At 67.1% G+C, this 15,157-nt stretch carries 16 protein-coding genes; 1 reads left to right on the top strand and 15 read right to left on the bottom strand.

Annotated features, from left to right (window positions below; genetic code table 11):
- Positions 1–5 precede the first annotated feature (5 nt).
- The 4 genes from NVS83_RS07005 to NVS83_RS06990 all read right to left on the bottom strand — a co-directional run bounded on the left by NVS83_RS07005 (position 6) and on the right by NVS83_RS06990 (position 3,229).
- Positions 6–782: an ABC transporter permease gene (locus NVS83_RS07005; protein WP_258738690.1), complete on the bottom strand. Its 777-nt coding sequence runs from the start codon at positions 780–782 to the stop codon at positions 6–8.
- Complete coding sequence (locus tag NVS83_RS07000; RefSeq protein WP_258738689.1) at positions 770–1,543, bottom strand: ABC transporter permease; 774 nt, start codon at positions 1,541–1,543, stop codon at positions 770–772. Before NVS83_RS07000 ends, NVS83_RS07005 begins: the two co-directional genes overlap by 13 nt.
- On the bottom strand, positions 1,524–2,297 hold the full coding sequence (locus tag NVS83_RS06995) for an ABC transporter ATP-binding protein (protein ID WP_258738688.1): 774 nt from the start codon (positions 2,295–2,297) through the stop codon (positions 1,524–1,526). The genes NVS83_RS07000 and NVS83_RS06995 overlap by 20 nt, the downstream gene beginning before the upstream one ends.
- A gap of 95 nt (positions 2,298–2,392) precedes the next feature.
- Positions 2,393–3,229 carry a polysaccharide deacetylase family protein gene (locus NVS83_RS06990; RefSeq protein WP_258738687.1) on the bottom strand — a complete coding sequence of 279 codons (837 nt, stop codon included), beginning with the start codon at positions 3,227–3,229 and terminating at the stop codon, positions 2,393–2,395.
- Positions 3,230–3,290: 61 nt separating this feature from the next.
- Between NVS83_RS06990 and NVS83_RS06985 the strand changes: the two genes are divergently transcribed.
- On the top strand, positions 3,291–3,920 hold the full coding sequence (locus NVS83_RS06985; RefSeq protein WP_258738686.1) for a hypothetical protein: 630 nt from the start codon (positions 3,291–3,293) through the stop codon (positions 3,918–3,920).
- A 5-nt stretch (positions 3,921–3,925) separates the two neighbouring features.
- Here NVS83_RS06985 and NVS83_RS06980 read toward each other — a convergent pair whose 3' ends face one another.
- The 11 genes from NVS83_RS06980 to NVS83_RS06930 form a co-directional block, all read right to left on the bottom strand.
- On the bottom strand, positions 3,926–4,966 hold the full coding sequence (locus tag NVS83_RS06980; RefSeq protein WP_258738685.1) for a CobW family GTP-binding protein: 1,041 nt from the start codon (positions 4,964–4,966) through the stop codon (positions 3,926–3,928).
- Positions 4,967–4,972: 6 nt separating this feature from the next.
- Positions 4,973–6,178: an LVIVD repeat-containing protein gene (locus tag NVS83_RS06975; protein WP_258738684.1), complete on the bottom strand. Its 1,206-nt coding sequence runs from the start codon at positions 6,176–6,178 to the stop codon at positions 4,973–4,975.
- A gap of 1 nt (position 6,179) precedes the next feature.
- Positions 6,180–7,367 carry a Gfo/Idh/MocA family protein gene (locus NVS83_RS06970; RefSeq protein ID WP_258738683.1) on the bottom strand — a complete coding sequence of 396 codons (1,188 nt, stop codon included), beginning with the start codon at positions 7,365–7,367 and terminating at the stop codon, positions 6,180–6,182.
- Positions 7,368–7,413: 46 nt separating this feature from the next.
- A complete protein-coding gene (locus NVS83_RS06965) occupies positions 7,414–8,544 on the bottom strand; it encodes a C45 family autoproteolytic acyltransferase/hydrolase (protein ID WP_258738682.1) in 1,131 nt (376 codons plus the stop codon).
- 8 nt (positions 8,545–8,552) lie between these two features.
- Positions 8,553–9,578, bottom strand: coding sequence for an ABC transporter substrate-binding protein (locus NVS83_RS06960; RefSeq protein WP_258731782.1), 1,026 nt, complete (start codon positions 9,576–9,578; stop codon positions 8,553–8,555).
- 310 nt (positions 9,579–9,888) lie between these two features.
- A complete protein-coding gene (locus tag NVS83_RS06955) occupies positions 9,889–10,776 on the bottom strand; it encodes a polysaccharide deacetylase family protein (RefSeq protein ID WP_258738681.1) in 888 nt (295 codons plus the stop codon).
- A 12-nt stretch (positions 10,777–10,788) separates the two neighbouring features.
- A complete protein-coding gene (locus tag NVS83_RS06950; RefSeq protein ID WP_258731780.1) occupies positions 10,789–11,826 on the bottom strand; it encodes an ABC transporter substrate-binding protein in 1,038 nt (345 codons plus the stop codon).
- 35 nt (positions 11,827–11,861) lie between these two features.
- Positions 11,862–12,779, bottom strand: a complete 918-nt coding sequence (locus NVS83_RS06945) for a polysaccharide deacetylase family protein (RefSeq protein ID WP_258731779.1) — start codon at positions 12,777–12,779, stop codon at positions 11,862–11,864.
- 25 nt (positions 12,780–12,804) lie between these two features.
- Entirely contained in the window at positions 12,805–13,572 is a 768-nt protein-coding gene (locus NVS83_RS06940) for an ABC transporter permease (RefSeq protein WP_258731778.1), read from the bottom strand.
- A 9-nt stretch (positions 13,573–13,581) separates the two neighbouring features.
- Positions 13,582–14,397 carry an ABC transporter ATP-binding protein gene (locus NVS83_RS06935; RefSeq protein WP_374115023.1) on the bottom strand — a complete coding sequence of 272 codons (816 nt, stop codon included), beginning with the start codon at positions 14,395–14,397 and terminating at the stop codon, positions 13,582–13,584.
- Entirely contained in the window at positions 14,394–14,999 is a 606-nt protein-coding gene (locus tag NVS83_RS06930; protein ID WP_258738680.1) for a GntR family transcriptional regulator, read from the bottom strand. The genes NVS83_RS06935 and NVS83_RS06930 overlap by 4 nt, the downstream gene beginning before the upstream one ends.
- Positions 15,000–15,157: the final 158 nt, after the last annotated feature.

Genomic DNA, 15,157 nt, shown 5'->3' with positions numbered 1-15,157 from the left:
TTCGCTCATTGATCGCGGGTCTGCGTTTCCTCGTGCCAGCGCAGCAGGCGCTTGCGCAACGCAAACATCACATTGATCACGATAGCGCCAGCGGCGGCGATCTCCACGATCGCGGCGAACACGCCCGGCGAGTCGGCGTAGCGGGAGGCCTCCAGAAGCCCCCCGCCGAGGCCGCCGCCGCCCATGATCATTTCCGTGACCAGGGTGGAAATCAGCGAGACGGGCAGGGCGATCTGCATGCCGGTGAGGATCTGCGGCGTGGCCGCCGGCAGGATGATGTCGGTCAGGATCTGCCGCCGCGACGCGCCGAGCATCTGTGCCGACCAGATGAACGCGCGCTCGACGCCGAGCGCTCCGGCATAGGCGTTGGTCGTGATGGCGAAGAAGCAGGCGAAGGTGATCATCGCGATCTTGGTCTCGTCGCCGAGGCCGAGCCAGAGCATGAAAATCGGCAGCAGCGCGATCTTGGGCGTGGGGAAGCCGACCGAGATCAGGGGATCGAAGAACCACCGCACCACCGGCAGGATCGACATCGACAGGCCGACGGTGACGCCGGCGACGGTGGCGATGAGAAAGCCGGCCAAAGCGCGATAGAGCGTCAGGCCGACCTTGCCCGCGAGGGTGCCGCTGGCGATGTCGCTCCACACGCGCTCCGCCACCGTTACGACGGAGGGCAGCAGGAAGGCGCTGGTGACATGGGAGGCGGCGACCGCCTGCCAGATGACGAGCAGCCCGATGATCGGCAGCAGGCGCTTGAGCCAGGCGAGGTTCAGGCGCGCCATCTGAGCACCCGGTGCGTGATCGCAATCAGGAGCCGGTCGGCGAGAAAGCCCATCGACACGACGGTGAGCACCACGGCGAACATCGCGGGATACTGGCCGCCGTCGCCGGTCATGCGGATGAGATAGCCGAGGCCCTCATTGGCGATGATGAGCTCGGACGAGACGAAGAGCACGAAGGCGAGCGCCAGCGCCGTGCGCATGCCCGCCATGATGGAGGGAAGGCTCGCCGGGAACACCACGTCGCGGATGCGGTTCCAGCGCGAGGCGCCGAGGCTGGAGGCGGACCACAGCAGCACCTTGTCGGTTCCGCGGGCCCCGTTGAAGCTCGACAGCGTCATCGGCAGAAGGCAGCCGAGGAAGATGAGGAAGATCTTCGACAGGTGGCCCAGCCCGAACCACAGGATGGTCAGCGGGATCAATGCCGATTTGGGCATGGGGTAGAACATCTGCACGATGGGGCCGAAGGTCGCCTCCACCCAGCGGAAGCTCGCCATCGAGATGCCGAGCGTCACGCCCAGCACGATGGCGAGCGACAGGCCGGTCGCCGCGCGCATCAGCGACATGCCCGCGTGGTAGTAGAACGAGGGGTCCTTGAGGAACTGGAACCAGGCCACCAGCACGGTCGACAGCGGCGGCAGGGCATATTCGTTGACGAGCCCGAGACGCGAACTCGCCTCCCAGGCGGCGGCGAGCAGCAGCAGGGGGCTGTAGCGGACGATCCCGTTCAGCACCGGGTGCTTCTCAAGCGTGAGCGGGCGCATCGGCAAACTCCAGTTTCACCTGCTGCCAGATGTCCTCCACCGCGCTCTGCACCCGCGCATCGGCCTCGCTTCCCTCGAAGGAGGTGTCGATGATCTCCTTGATCGTGCCCGGCCGCTTCGACATGACGACCACCTTCTGCGAAAGATAGACCGCCTCGCGCACGTCATGCGTCACGAAGATCACCGTCTTGCCGGTGGCCTGCCAGATCTGCCTCAGCTGCTCCTGCATGATGCCCCGCGTCTGCGCGTCGAGCGCGCCGAACGGTTCGTCCATCAGCAGGATGGCCGGATCGACCGCCAGCGTACGGGCGATGGCCGCGCGCTGGCGCATGCCGCCGGAGAGCTGCGAGGGATAGCTCGCCTCGAAGCCGGCGAGGCCGACGTCGCGGATCAGCTTATGGGCGCGGTCCAGCCGCTCGGCCCTTGGAACGCGCTGCTTCTCCATGCCGTAGACGACGTTTCCGAGCACGGTGCGCCAGGGGAACAGCGCGAATTGCTGGAAGACGATGCCGCGATCCGGGCCGGGGCCGGTCACCGGCACGCCGTCGACATGGATCGCGGTGCCCTCCTGCTTCAGGAAGCCGCCGATCAGATAGAGCAATGTCGACTTTCCGCAGCCCGACGGCCCGAGCAGGGAGACGAACGAGCCCTGCTCGATCAAGAGCGACACGTCCGACAGGGCAAGCACGCTGCGCCCGTCGGAGGCCGCGTAGCTGTAGGACAGGCGGTTGATGGCGACGGCAGCCGTTTTCATCGCGAAGGCCTTTCGGGATCGATACTGCCGCGGGCAACAATTCAGTCAAGCGACTTATTTAATCATCGGCCGCCTATGTTGGCGGCACCTTCTCCTCACGCCTCCAGCCGCCGGCGCGCTTCCCTGGCGGCCTCGGCCATGGTCATGAACACGGCGCCTTCCCGGGCAAGGAATTCGACGAGATCCTCCAGCGCGAGCATCCGGTAGCCGCGGCCGATCACATAGGGATGCATGGTGTAGGTGAGCACGCCCCAGTCGCTGCTCTGGCGCATGTAGCGGAATTCGTCCTTCCAGCTTTCCATCACCTGGCGCGGGGACTGAAGGCCCGGCATCAGGAAGTCGGGCGTGCGGTAGAATTCGAAATGCGGGTGGTCGTCCATGGTCCAGCTGATGGGCATTTCCATCAGCCCGCTCTCGGTGCCGAAACGAAGCACCTCGCCCACCTTGGCCGCGTCGCCGTTGCGGGCCTTGTAGGGGGCGTAGTCGTCTCCCATCAGGCTGCTGTCATAGTCGAAGCCGTGCTTGACCAGCAGGTCGATGGTGTTGGCGCTGAGGTCCCAGGAGGGCGAGCGATAGCCACGCGGCGCGGCGCCGGTCAGCGAGCGGATGGACTGGATGGCGCGAACCATGTCCGCCTCCTCCTCCTCGCGCGACTGCATCGCCGGAGGTACGTGCGCCCAGCTGTGATGGGCGATCTCATGGCCGCCGGCGACCACCGCCTCGCATTCCTTCGGGAAGCTCTCGATGGTGAAGCCCGGTGTAAACCATGTGGTGGGTATGGCGTGCCGCTTGCAAAGGTCGAGAATGCGGCCGGCCCCGACTCGGGCGCCGAACTCGCCGCGCGAGAGCGGGGTGGGGGTCGCCAGGCCGCGGGCGATGAAGCCGGAGGCGGTGTCGAAGTCGAATGTCAGGCAGACGATGTGGCGCGACATGGAACAGCCTCCTGAAGCGACGGGAAAGGGCGGCGGATCAGTTCCGCCGCGGATGTGACGAATGGATGTGACGACACCGCGCCTGCTGCGCGTGGCCTATGCGAGCGACACCGACACCGGATCCGACACGGCGCCGGCGGCGACGCCCGATGCCGACGGCCGCGGCTGGCGGCTCAATTCCGCGCGCTGGAGCGGCGACCCGCTCGACGCGGAGAACGACGCCTTCAAGGGGCTTTCGGCGGCGATCGAGGCCGAATGCGGCCCCTGGAACGCCGCGGCCCGGCGGCTGGTGAAGGACTATTTCGCCCGGGTGGATGCCAGCGTGGAGGCGGCGCGGACCGAACTCGAGGCGCGGCTGGCGCCCTATCGCGGCCTGTTCGGCTACCGCGACTTCCGGTTCTCGGCCCCGCGGCCGCTGCCGCGTGCGCATCTGCCGATTTCCGGACACGCCGCCGAGCGTGTCGACGTCGCGTTCTTTCCCGGTGGCGGGCGCTGCGTCGCCTTTGTCGGCCGCGGCACCATGAGCCCGCGCCGGGACGCGGAACGACGGGCGTTGCTGATGCGTGCCGGCGTCACGGTGCTCGACATCGCGGGGTCCGAGGATTTCGCGGCGATCCTGATGACCGGCGAGCCCTTCTGGGCCGGGGAGGTTCTGCCCTGCGGCCCCTTGCTGCCGCGCGTGAGCTTCTGACCGCATCAGGCGGCCTCGCGCGCCGGGTAGGCGTGGATGGCCGCCATCAGGCTTTCACTCAGGCCGGCCGCGGGCAGCTCGCGGCCGATGACTACCAGCCGGGTGCGGTGGTCGTCGTCCGGCCAGTCGGCCAGCTCGCGCAGCGGATGGATGAGGTGCTGGACGCCGTGCACCGCCACCGGCCGTCCATGCCCGGCGAGGTTCACGAGGCCCTTCAGCCGCAGGAGGTCGGCACTGCGCAGCGAGACCAGCGAGGACAGCCAGAGCGACAGCGCCTCCGGGCTGACGGGATCGTCGAGCGTGAGGCAGACGGCCTCGACGGTCGGCGTGTCGCGGTAGCGCATGCGCCCGCGATGGCTGGGCGCTACCGCGACCGGGCGGGCGTTTCCGAACGAGGCCGCGGGCAGCCATTGGGGGTCATGGTCGCCGGGCTCCCATGCCGGGCCGTCGAAGACCCGGTCGGGCGCGATGTCGCCGGAGATGGCCGCCTCGATCAAGGCGGTCGGGTTGAGCCGGGCCACGTCCTCCTTCAGCGCGGCGACCTCTGCATCGCCCGCGAGGTCGGTCTTGGTGAGCAGGACGAGGCTCGCCGCCGCGATCTGCTTGACCGCCTCGGCATAGCGGGCGAGCTGTGCCGCGCCATTGACCGCGTCGAGTGTCGTCACCACCCCGTGGAGGCGGAACAGCGGCGTCAAGACCCGATCCTCGGTGAGGGTCTGGATGATCGAGCCGGGTTCGGCGAGGCCGGTCGTCTCCACCACGACGCGGGCGATGCGCGGTATCTCGCCGCGCGCGCTGCGCTCATTGAGGGAGAGCAGCGTGTCGACGAGATCGCCCCGTATGGTGCAGCACACGCAGCCGCTCTGCAGCGTGATCGTGTTCTCGATCGCCTGCTCGACCAGAAGATGGTCGAGCGCGATGGCGCCGAATTCGTTGATGATCACCGCCGTCTCCGCCATGTCGGGGGCGGCGAGCAGCCGGTTCAGCAGCGTGGTCTTGCCGCTGCCGAGGAAGCCCGTGAGGACGGTGACCGGAACCGGCGCCATGGCGGATCAGAACGTCGGCTCGAGGATGTAGAGGCCGCCCGTCTGCCGCTCGCCGGCATAGACCAGCATGTTCTCGTCGACGAACACGTCGTTGATCTGCACCGCCGGCACGCGCGAGCCCGCCGGGGCCGGCGGCACGAAGGCGGCGACCTCCTTCGGCTGAAGCGGGTTCGAGAGATCGTGCACGCGCAGGCCGCCATTGAAATAGGTGCCGAAGATCAGCGTGTCGGACTTGAACGAGACCTCGCCCGGGCGGTTCTCATGCAGGTTGTGCGAGCCGTAGCGCCCGCCGCGGGGGCCGTATTCCTCCACCGCCGGCAGCGGGAGGGTGGCGATGGGCACCAGATTGGTCTCGCGCCGGGCATCCACCACCCAGGTCAGCTTCGGCCAGTCCTTGCCGTCGTCGCGCACGCATTCGTCCGAGACGATGAGCAGGTCGCGCGAGAACAGCGGCAGCACCGTATGGGTGAAGCCCGGATAGGGAGGGTGAGGATTCCAGGCCGAGACGAGGCGCGGATTGCCCATGTCGGCGATGTCGAGCACGAAGGCGCCGCCGTCGAGATAGCCGACATAGGCCCGGTCGGGCCGGTCGGGGTAGACATTGGTGTTGTGGGCGCGGAAGCCGGAATCGATCGGCAGGCGCTCGGGCCGGGGCGCGTCGTCGCCCACGCGGGTGCCCGGCATCCACCAGCGCCCGATCTCGTGAGGCCGCGCGGGGTCGGCCACGTCGAGGATGCGGTAGATCTGGTCGTCCTTCTGGTCGTGCGGCTGGAAGTCCGCCGCGCCGCCGGCGAAGTGGATGGTCCGCCCGTCGACGAACCACAGGCAGTGCACGCCGCGCGAATAGGGCCCCGAACAGTCGAAGAACGAGATCGAGCGCGGACTTTCCGGCACGGAGATGTCGAACAGCTCGATGCCGGCGGGCGTCATGCCGGGCTCGACGGTCTGGTAGGCGACGGCCAGCAGGTCGCCGCACACTTCGAGCGAATTCGAGCGCACCTTGCCGTGCGGCATGTCGGTCTGCGCGATGACCTTCGGCCGGTGGGGATCGCTCACGTCGACGCCGGTGAAGTTCTTCGGCGGCCCTTCATGGGCCAGCCACATGATCCGCCGCTTGTCGCCGGTCAGCTGCATCGACATGCCTTCGCCGACGGCGCCGAAGCCGGAAAGCAGATCCTCGCCGAGGAGGCGAAAGCCGTAGGTGTCGCTCATTTCACGCCTGCACTAATCTGGAAAAGGAGGTGACGTCTTCGGTGTCGAGGGGCGGCAGTTCGATCCAGCGCCGTTCGGCGTCGCTGCGGTAGCAGCCCTCGGCCAGTTGCACGCCCTTGGCGCCCTCGATCAGCGGCGAGGGAAAGGGCGTTCCCTCCATGACATGGCGCAGGAAGAGTTCCCACCCCCGGCGGTAGCTGTTCACATGCGGGCCGACATCGGGGACGTCCAGCCATTCGGCGTCGAAATCGGTGCGCGGCGGCACGTCGACGTCCCACAGGGCCTTCGGGGTCGCGGCGGCCGGCTGGATGCGGCAGTCGTGCAGGCCGGCGACGGCCGACCCTCCCGTGCCGTCGATCTGGAGCTGGAACAGGTCGTCGCGCTTCACGCGGGTGGCCCAGGAGCTGCCGACCTGCACCAGCACGCCGCCCTCGAGCTCGAAGGTGGCGGCCGCCTCGTCCTCGACATCGACCTCGTAGGATTGCCCGTTCTCGTCGATGCGGCGCGGCACGCGCGTGGCGCAGCGGCAGCTCACCGCGCGGATCGGCCCGACGAGGTGGTCGATGATGTACCGCCAGTGCGGGAACATATCGAGGACCAGCCCGCCGCCCGCCGCCTTGCGGTAGTTCCAGCTCGCGCGCTGGGCCGGGCGCAGCGTGCCGTCGAACACCCACCAGCCGAAATCGAGCCGGGCTGAAAGGATCTTCCCGAAGAACCCGGCGTCGCGGAGCAGCGCCAGCTTGGCGAGGCCCGGCAGGAACAGCTTGTCCTGCACCACGCCGTTCTTCACGCCGACTTTGGAGGCGGCGGAGGCCAGTCCGACCGCGGAAGCGAGATCGCCCGCGATCGGCTTCTCCAGATAGATGTGCTTTCCCGCCGCGATGGCGCGCCGGGCGCGTTCGACGCGGCCGGCGGTCGCCGCCACGTCGAAATAGATCGCCACCGACGGGTCCGCGAGGACACGGGCCGCGTCCGTCGTCCATTCGAGGCCGCCATGGGCGAGGGCTAGCGCGGCCAGCTTGTCCGGGTTGCGGCCGAGCAGGATCGGCTCGGGCACCAGCCGGTCGCCATTCGCCAGCGGCAATCCCCCGTCGCGGGCGATCGACATGACCGAGCGCGCGAGGTGCTGGTTCTGTCCGAGCCGGCCGGTCACGCCGTCCATGACGATGCGGATGGAGCGGGTCGCCATGCGTCTCCTTAGCAAGCTTTCAGTGTCGGAAAGAAAAGGACCACGCTCAGCCCCGGGGATCGAGCGGGACCGGGTGGTAGGCGAAATCGGTCGGCGGCCCGTTGGCGACATGCATGGTGCGCGCGCCGAGGTCGATCAGCACCGAGGCGGCGGTCATGGTCCGCTTGGCTTCCGGCAGGCGGGGGTCGGGCGAACGGCAGATGCCGTTGGGAGCGCCGAACGTGTCGCGCGCGGCCGCCTGCATGTCGTCCGGCGCCAGCTTGCCGCCCTTCGTCGCCAGCAGGCGCTTCAGCCGGGCGGCGCGGAAAAGGGTGCTCGGGCCGACCTTTTCCATCTGCGATTCGCCGTGGCCGGTGCCCACGAAGTGATTGGAATGGGTGACGATGCCGCCGTCCGGATAGAGATAGGTGACGTGGTCCGGGCTGGTCTCGATGTCGATGATCTCGCCGTCGGCATGGCCGACCACGAAATTCGCCGAGCAGGTCCGTTTCGTGTCGAGGATCGGGCGCAGCGCGTCGTCGAAGCGCTCGGCGTCGAGCACCTCGCGGCAGCGCATGTGGAACGGCTTCTGGAAGGGGTTGGCCCCGTCGCGGCTGGAGGCGAGGCCGTTCTCGACCAGGCCTACCCCGCATTCGTTGACGCCCATCTTGCCGCCGGCGATGCCGGCTTCGGTCAGGCACAGGAAGCTCGGCGCGTGGCGGCGGGTCGCCCGCAGCACGAGGCAATGGCCGTGCACGCCTTCGAGCCAGTCCCAGTTCTGGCCGAGCCATGTGTGGCCGTTTTCCGTCACCTCGGGCAGCAGCCCGAAGGTGGTGCAGCCGTCGGGGCCGACGGAAAGCAGGTCCTCGCGGGCCTGCGCGTCCTTGCCGAACAGGGTGAAGGCCAGCTCGTAGCGGGCGTTGAGAAGCGCGATCTCCGCCTCGCTGCGCCCCGAACCTTTGGCTATGCCCGCCATCTCCGCGCAATAATCCGCGTTCTGGCGCTGCATGGCCGCGAGCCAGCGCGCGCCTTCCGCCCGCGCCGCGTCGCGGTCGAGGCCCGAAGCCTCGAAGCGGCGCAGATAGGTCTCGAGATTGCTCGCGACCGAGGCGGCGAAGACGCGTCCGTGCGTCTCGCCGCGTTCGAAGGGGTCCTCGCCGACGTCGAGGACCGGCATCTGCTGCTGGATCGGGGCCATGGACCGGCTCAGGGGTTCGCCTCGATGCGCTTCTTGGCCTCCTCGACGAAGGACAGGTCGACATGGTCGGGGCTGACCTCGATCGTCTTCGGCACCACGCCGAGCTCCGCGGAGACGTTGATGGCGCGCTGCAGACCGGCGATGTCGGGCAAGCCCCAGGGATCGCGGTAATAGTCGATGTCGGTGAACAGGTAGCTCATCTGCTCGACCGGGCGTACCGAGGCCTTGGCGATGATGGGCAGCGCCTTGTCGCGGTTCTTCGGGTCCATGATCCACCGGATCGCCCGGACATGGTCCTCGAAGAAGTCCATCAGCTGGGCGCGGTGGGCGTCGAGGAACGACTTGCGCCCGACGAGGGCGACGAACTGGGTCGGGCCCATGGCATCGGCGGAATTGAACAGGAGGCGGTACTTGCCTTCCTTGACCAACTTGCTCGCCATCGGCTGCTGGATCGGGCCGGCGTCGATCTTGCCGTCGTTCAGCATGGGCAGGATGTTGGCGAAGCTGGTCTCGACCACGCGCACATCGGTCTTCGGGTTCATGCCGTTCTTGGCGAGCATGGCGCGCAGCGCGTTGTCGACGGCGGATCCGAGGCCGTTCACGCCGACGGTCTTGCCCTTCAGGTCCTGCACCGTCTTGATCGGCGAATCCGCCTTCACATAGATCGACTGCGAATAGTGGCCGGGCTTGCCGTCCTGGATGATGTCGGCCACGACCTGCAGGTCGAGATTGGCGTTGACCACGCCGAGCACGAAGGCGGACGGGGAGAAGGCGGCGAAGTCGATGTCGCCGGAGGCGAGCGCCGTGATCTGCGGCGTGCTGGCGCTGAACTGCTGCGGCTCGACGACGTAGCTCTTGCCGTAATGCTTGAGCGCCGACGTGTCCTGATAGAGCGCGGGGATGAGGTGCGCCGGCATGCTGCCCCATCCGATACGGATCTTCAGCGGCTCGTCCGCCAGGGCGGGAGCCTGAAGCAGGGCCGGAACAACGGCCGCCGCCAGAGCGAGGCCCGCAAGTACTCGTTTGATGCCCACCGATGCCGCTCCTTCGTTGCCGGAGGCGTCACGGGAGCCTGCCGGGATGGATCGCTCAATGCCGCCAAGCGTGCCAATTCCATAAATTCAGTCAAGCGACTTATTAAATCAGTCGATGCATAGAATTTCGGCACCCCACCGGAGCCACGGCGCTCCTCGCAGACGGGTGCAATCCGCTGGGCATCGGTCGGGGGAAGGACGCGCGGGGTCTATGGCGCCGAAGCGGGAAGCGATGGCGGGCGCCGGCGTCATTCGATGCTAGGGAGGTGGCGATCCCGATCCGTCTGGGTCGGGATCGCCGTTCTGCCGTTCAGGCCGTCTGGCCGCGGTACCAGTCCAGGATCTCCGCGCCCGTCCACATCACGACCTTGTCGTGGCCGAGGATGTAGTCGTAGAGCATTTCCAGATACTTGATCCGGTGCGGCACCCCCGTCAGATAGGGGTGGATGGTGATCGCCATGACGCGCGGCGCCTTTTCGCCATCGAGATAGAGGCGATCGAACTGGTCGCGTCCGCGCCGCAGAATCTCGTCCGACGGCTGGAGCTGCACCGCGCTCATCACCACGTCGTTGATCTCGACCGTGTAGGGCACCGAGACGATGTTGCCGGTGCGGGTCTTCAGCGGAATGGGCTGATCGTCGAGCACCCAGTCCGCCACATATTCGATCCCGGCTTCCGCAAGCAGATCCAGCGTCTCGTCGGTCTCGGTGAGGCCGGGGCTTTCCCAGCCGCGCGGCGGCGCCCCGGTCATCTTGCGGATCGCCTCGATCGTGTCGGCGATCGCCTGGCGCTGGTCCTCGACCCGGTGCATGGGGCGCTGGATGAAGCCATGCCCCATGAAGTCCCAGCCCGCCTCGTGCGCGGCCTCGCATGCCTCACGATAGATCTCGCAAGCGGTGCCGTTGACGGCGAAGCTTGCCTTGAGCCCTCGCGAGGACAGCGTTTCGAGGAACCGCCAGAAGCCGATCCGCATCCCGTATTCGTGCCAGGCCCAGTTCGGCACGTCGGGGAGGAGAGGCTGCCCCATGGGAGGGGGCAGCACGGTGCGCGGCATCGGCCCGGCGGGCGACCAGTTCTCGACATTGACGATCGTCCACACGGCAACCCGTGCATCTCCGGGCAGATGCAGCGGGGGCCGCTTGTGGATGGGCGTGTAGGGGGCTCGGGCGCGAAGCGTCGCGCCGATGTCATCGCTCATTTGTGTCTCTCGTCACTCGCAGCTGCCGAGCGCGGGGGGCATGCGCTCCGCCTGCGCCGGGAGGTAGGCGTCGGTGAACACCTTGTCGGCCGGAATGTCCGCCTTCAGCTCGTAGGCGTCCTTGATCTCCTGGATGGAGGCGGCGATACGGGCGTCGTCCACCGAGGAGATGCCCTTGGTCTTGAACTCGTCGGTGAGGGTGAGATCGCGCAGCCCGTCCACCAGACGCACGCATTCGATGTCGAGATTGGCGAGCGAGTCGCGCGCCTTGATCGCCTCGACCGATGCCTTGGGATTGCGGATCGCGTCCATGAACGAGGCGTTCACCGCGGCGACCACCGCCGCGACGGTCTTCGGGTTCTCCTTGGCGAATTCGGGACGCACCAGCAGCGCCGTCCCGTACTGCTTCAGGCCGTAGTCGTTGTACTTGAAGACCTCGACATCGTCCTTCTTCACGCCCAGCTCGACGACGCTCATGACGCTCGAGGTGGTGAAGCCGGCGGCGGCGTCCGCTTCGCCGCGCACCATCATCGGCTCGCGCAGGGCACCGCTCACCTGCTTCCAGGTGACCGACTTGGGATCGAAGCCGGCGTCCTTCGCGAAGATGTTGAACAGCGCCAGCGCGGCGCTGCCGGCGGTGGCGGTCAGCGTCTTGCCGGCGAGATCCTTCGGCGTATCGATGCCGCGACCCTTCACGGTGACGACGGCGAGCGGCGAGTTGCCGCCCGTCACATAGACGGCCACCAGTTCCTTGCCGGGGTTCTGGGCGTTGAACTTGACCATGGTGGCGATGTCGGCCCAGCCGAACTGGTACGCACCGGAGGCGACGCGGGTGATGGTGTCGCCCGAGCCGCTGCCGCGGTCGATGGTGGCGTCGATGCCCCGCTTCTTGAACTCGTCGAGGGCGGCGCCATAGAGGAAGACGGACTGCGGGCCCTGGAATGCCCAGTCCAACGAGATCTTCACATCGGGCTTCTCGACGGTTTGCGCCGAGGCGGGCGACAGCATGCAGATGCCAGCGAGAAGGGCTGCGGTGACGTGAGCGCGCATGGCGGTCCTTTTCTTCGATGGAGTGGAGGGAGATTTCACAGGGACGGGCCTTCGCCGGGAACGATGCCCGCCGGCAGCGCGTAGCAATGGTCCGCCACGGCCCCCGGGGTCGTCCACCAGACGCGGTCGCGCCTGGGATGCTCGACGCAGTGACGCAGGGCCCGCCGCAGCGCCGGCATCCGGAACGGCTGGCCGATGACGAAGGCGTGCAGCGATATCGTCATCACCAGCGGCTGGCTCTCGCACTGCTCGATCATTTCGTCGAACTGGGCGACGATCATGTCGGCGAACTGATCGGCCGTGTTGCGCCGGTGGATGATGGAGGCGGAATCGTTGAGTTCCGCCGGATAGGGAACGGACAGCAGCGGCCCCGAGCGCGTCTTCAGCCAGAAGGGCTGATCGTCGGCCGGCCAGTCCATGACATATTTGTAGCCGGCTTCCTTGAGCAGGTCGGGCGTCGTGTTGCTCTCCGAGGCGGCCGGCCCCATCCACCCCTTGGGGGCGGCGCCTTCCTTGGCGCGGATGGCGCTGGTCACGTCGTCGATCAGGCGCGCCTCGTCGAGTTCCCAAAGGTCGCCCTGGCGCTCCGCATTGGTCCGGCCGTGAGCGACGAGTTCGTCCCCACGGGCGCGGATGCGCTCGAAGATCTGCGGGTGGTCGTCATAGAGCAGCGAGTTGATGTTGTGGGCGGCGGGCAGCTTGAGTTCGTCGAAGAGGTCGAACAGGCGCCAGACGCCGACGCGGTTGCCATAGTCGCGCCAGGCGTAGTTGCGCTGGTTCTGCGGCTCGCCGATCTTGGCCGGATCCCAGCCGGTTCCCTTTCGGTAGGCATAGACCTCGAGATTGGTGACGACGCAGAAAGCCAGCCGCTTCTCCTGCGGCCACGAATAGTCGGGGCGCTCATAGATCGGCGAATAGGCGTATCTGTTATGTTTGGGCAGCACGAGTGACATGGTACGACTTTGCTTTACTGAATTTTCAGGAGGCAGACTGGCTGGAGCGCGTCGCCCAGAAGGTCACGCGGCGCTCGACCATTGCGAAGGCCTCGTACATGACGACGCCCATGAGGGCGATCACCAGCAGGCCAGCGAACACCAGCGGCACGTCGAAGCGTGCGCTCGCCGACATCATGAGGTAGCCGATACCCACATCGGAGGCGACGGTCTCGGCGACGACCGCGCCGATGAAGGCGAGGGTGATGGCGACCTTGAGCGAGGCGAAGAAGAACGGCATGGCGCGCGGCAGGCCGACCTTGCGCAGAATCTGCCACTTGGAGGCGCCGAGCGCGCGCAGCACGTCCTGAAGCTCCGGCTCGATGGTGGCGAGGCCGGTCGCCACGTTCACCATGATCGGGAAGAAGGCGATCGAAAACGCGGTCAGGATGGCCGGAATCGTGCCGATGCCGAACCAGATGACGAGGATCGGGACGATCGCCACCTTGGGGATCGAGTTCAGGCCGACCATGATCGGATAGAGGCCGCGATAGACGGTCGGCGAGGCGCCCACCAGCATGCCGAGGAACAGCCCGACGACCACCGCGACCGCGAAGCCCGCCATCGTCGTGTAGAAGGTCTGCAGCGAATTGATCAGCAGCGCGTTCCACTTGTCGACCATCTCGACCGCGATCTCGCTCGGACGCGGGAGGATGAAGCGGTCAATGTGGAAGACGATGCAGGCGAGTTCCCACACCGCGAAGAAGCCGATGGTGATGACCCAGGGAAGGGCCTTCTGGTTCAGAAAGGACATGACGGATCCTCAGTGCCGCGCGATCTTGGTGCGAAGCGTGTGGACGAGATCGACGAAGTCGGCGCGATAGGTCGTGTCGATGGTGCGCGGACGCGGAAAGTCGACGCTGGTCTGCGCCACGATGCGCCCGGGGCGCGGGCTGAACACATAGATGGTGTCCGCGAGATAGGCGGCCTCGCGCAGGTCATGCGTCACCAGGATGACCGTCGGGCGCTTGTCCAGCCACAATTGCTGCAGCACTTCCCAGAGGTCCTCGCGGGTGAAGGCGTCCAGCGCGCCGAACGGCTCGTCGAGCAACAGCAGGCGCGGATCGTGGATCAGCGCGCGGCAGAGCGAGGCGCGCTGCTGCATGCCGCCCGACAGTTCCCACGGATATTTCCGCTCGAAACCTTCAAGGCCGACGATCTTCAGGATGGCCCGGGCGCGGTCCTCGTATTCGCTTCTGTTGCGGCGCATCTGGCGCGCATGCGGCGCGACGATCTCGAGCGGCAGCAGCACGTTGTCGAGCGTCGTGCGCCAGGGCAGCAGCGTCGAGTTCTGGAACGCCATGCCGCAGATGTCGATCGGCTTGGTCACGGGCTGGCCGTCGACCGTGACCGTGCCGCTCGCGGCCGGATGCAGGCCGGATATCAGCTTCAGAAGCGAGGACTTGCCGCACCCGCTCGGCCCCACGATGGCGATGAATTCGCCCTGCGCGAGGTCCAGTGACGTTTCCGACAAGGCCAGCGTGCCGCTCGCATATTGCATGCTCACGCGGTCGAGCTTGGCCAGCAGAGGTCGGGGAGCCTCCGGGACGGCTTTGGCGATAAGCGCCGGTTTGCTCATGGGGAGACTCCTTCGTCACTTAGTAATTGGGCTGTTCGGTTCAGGTGCCGCTCAAGAATCGAGCAGGCACGTGCCGCGTCGCGTTCGACGCAGGCCTGGTAGAGTTCCCAGTGCTCGCGCTGGGGTTGTTCGTGTCCGTCGACCCGCACCCGGACCCGCACATAGCGGTCGATGTTGCGCCGCTCGCGCTCGATCTGGGTCACCAGGCGCGGCCAGCCCGAGGCCTGGGCGATGTGGCTGTGAAAGGCTTCGTTGAGGGCCAGCCAGCTTTTCAGGTCGGACGGTTCGTCCATGCGCAGCAGCAGGTCGTGCAGCGCGCCGTGGTCCTCTTCGCCCATGCGAAAGACCGCGCGTTCCAGCGCCACTTTCTCGAGGGCGAGGCGGATGCCGAAAATCTGTTCAATGTCGGAACGCTCGAGCCGCGACACCTCGGTCCCGCGCGAGGGGTACGAGACGACCAGCCCCTCCGCCTCCAGCTCCTTGATGGCGTCGCGCACCGGCATCCGGCTGCACCGGAGCTGCAGCGCGATGCTGGCGGGGTCAAGCCGTTGACCCGGCGCGAGTTCGCCCTCGCTGATCGCCCGGCGCAGCGTTTCGAGCACCGCGTCCTTTCGGCTGATCGGCCGGATCTCTGTTCCAAGTGCGAGTGGTCGATGCACCTGCTGGCCCTCACTCAAACCCGACATGCAATATATTGGATATCGCATGAGAGCTTATGCAATGAGCGTGCCAATTGGGCCGTGACCGGAGCCGATGGCGG

It is taken from the genome of Ancylobacter mangrovi (assembly GCF_024752335.1).
In the GTDB taxonomy this organism is placed as follows: Bacteria; Pseudomonadota; Alphaproteobacteria; order Rhizobiales; family Xanthobacteraceae; genus Ancylobacter; species Ancylobacter mangrovi.
The sequence above is the reverse complement of the archived record's forward strand: the minus strand, read 5'-3'. Positions and strand labels throughout refer to the sequence as shown.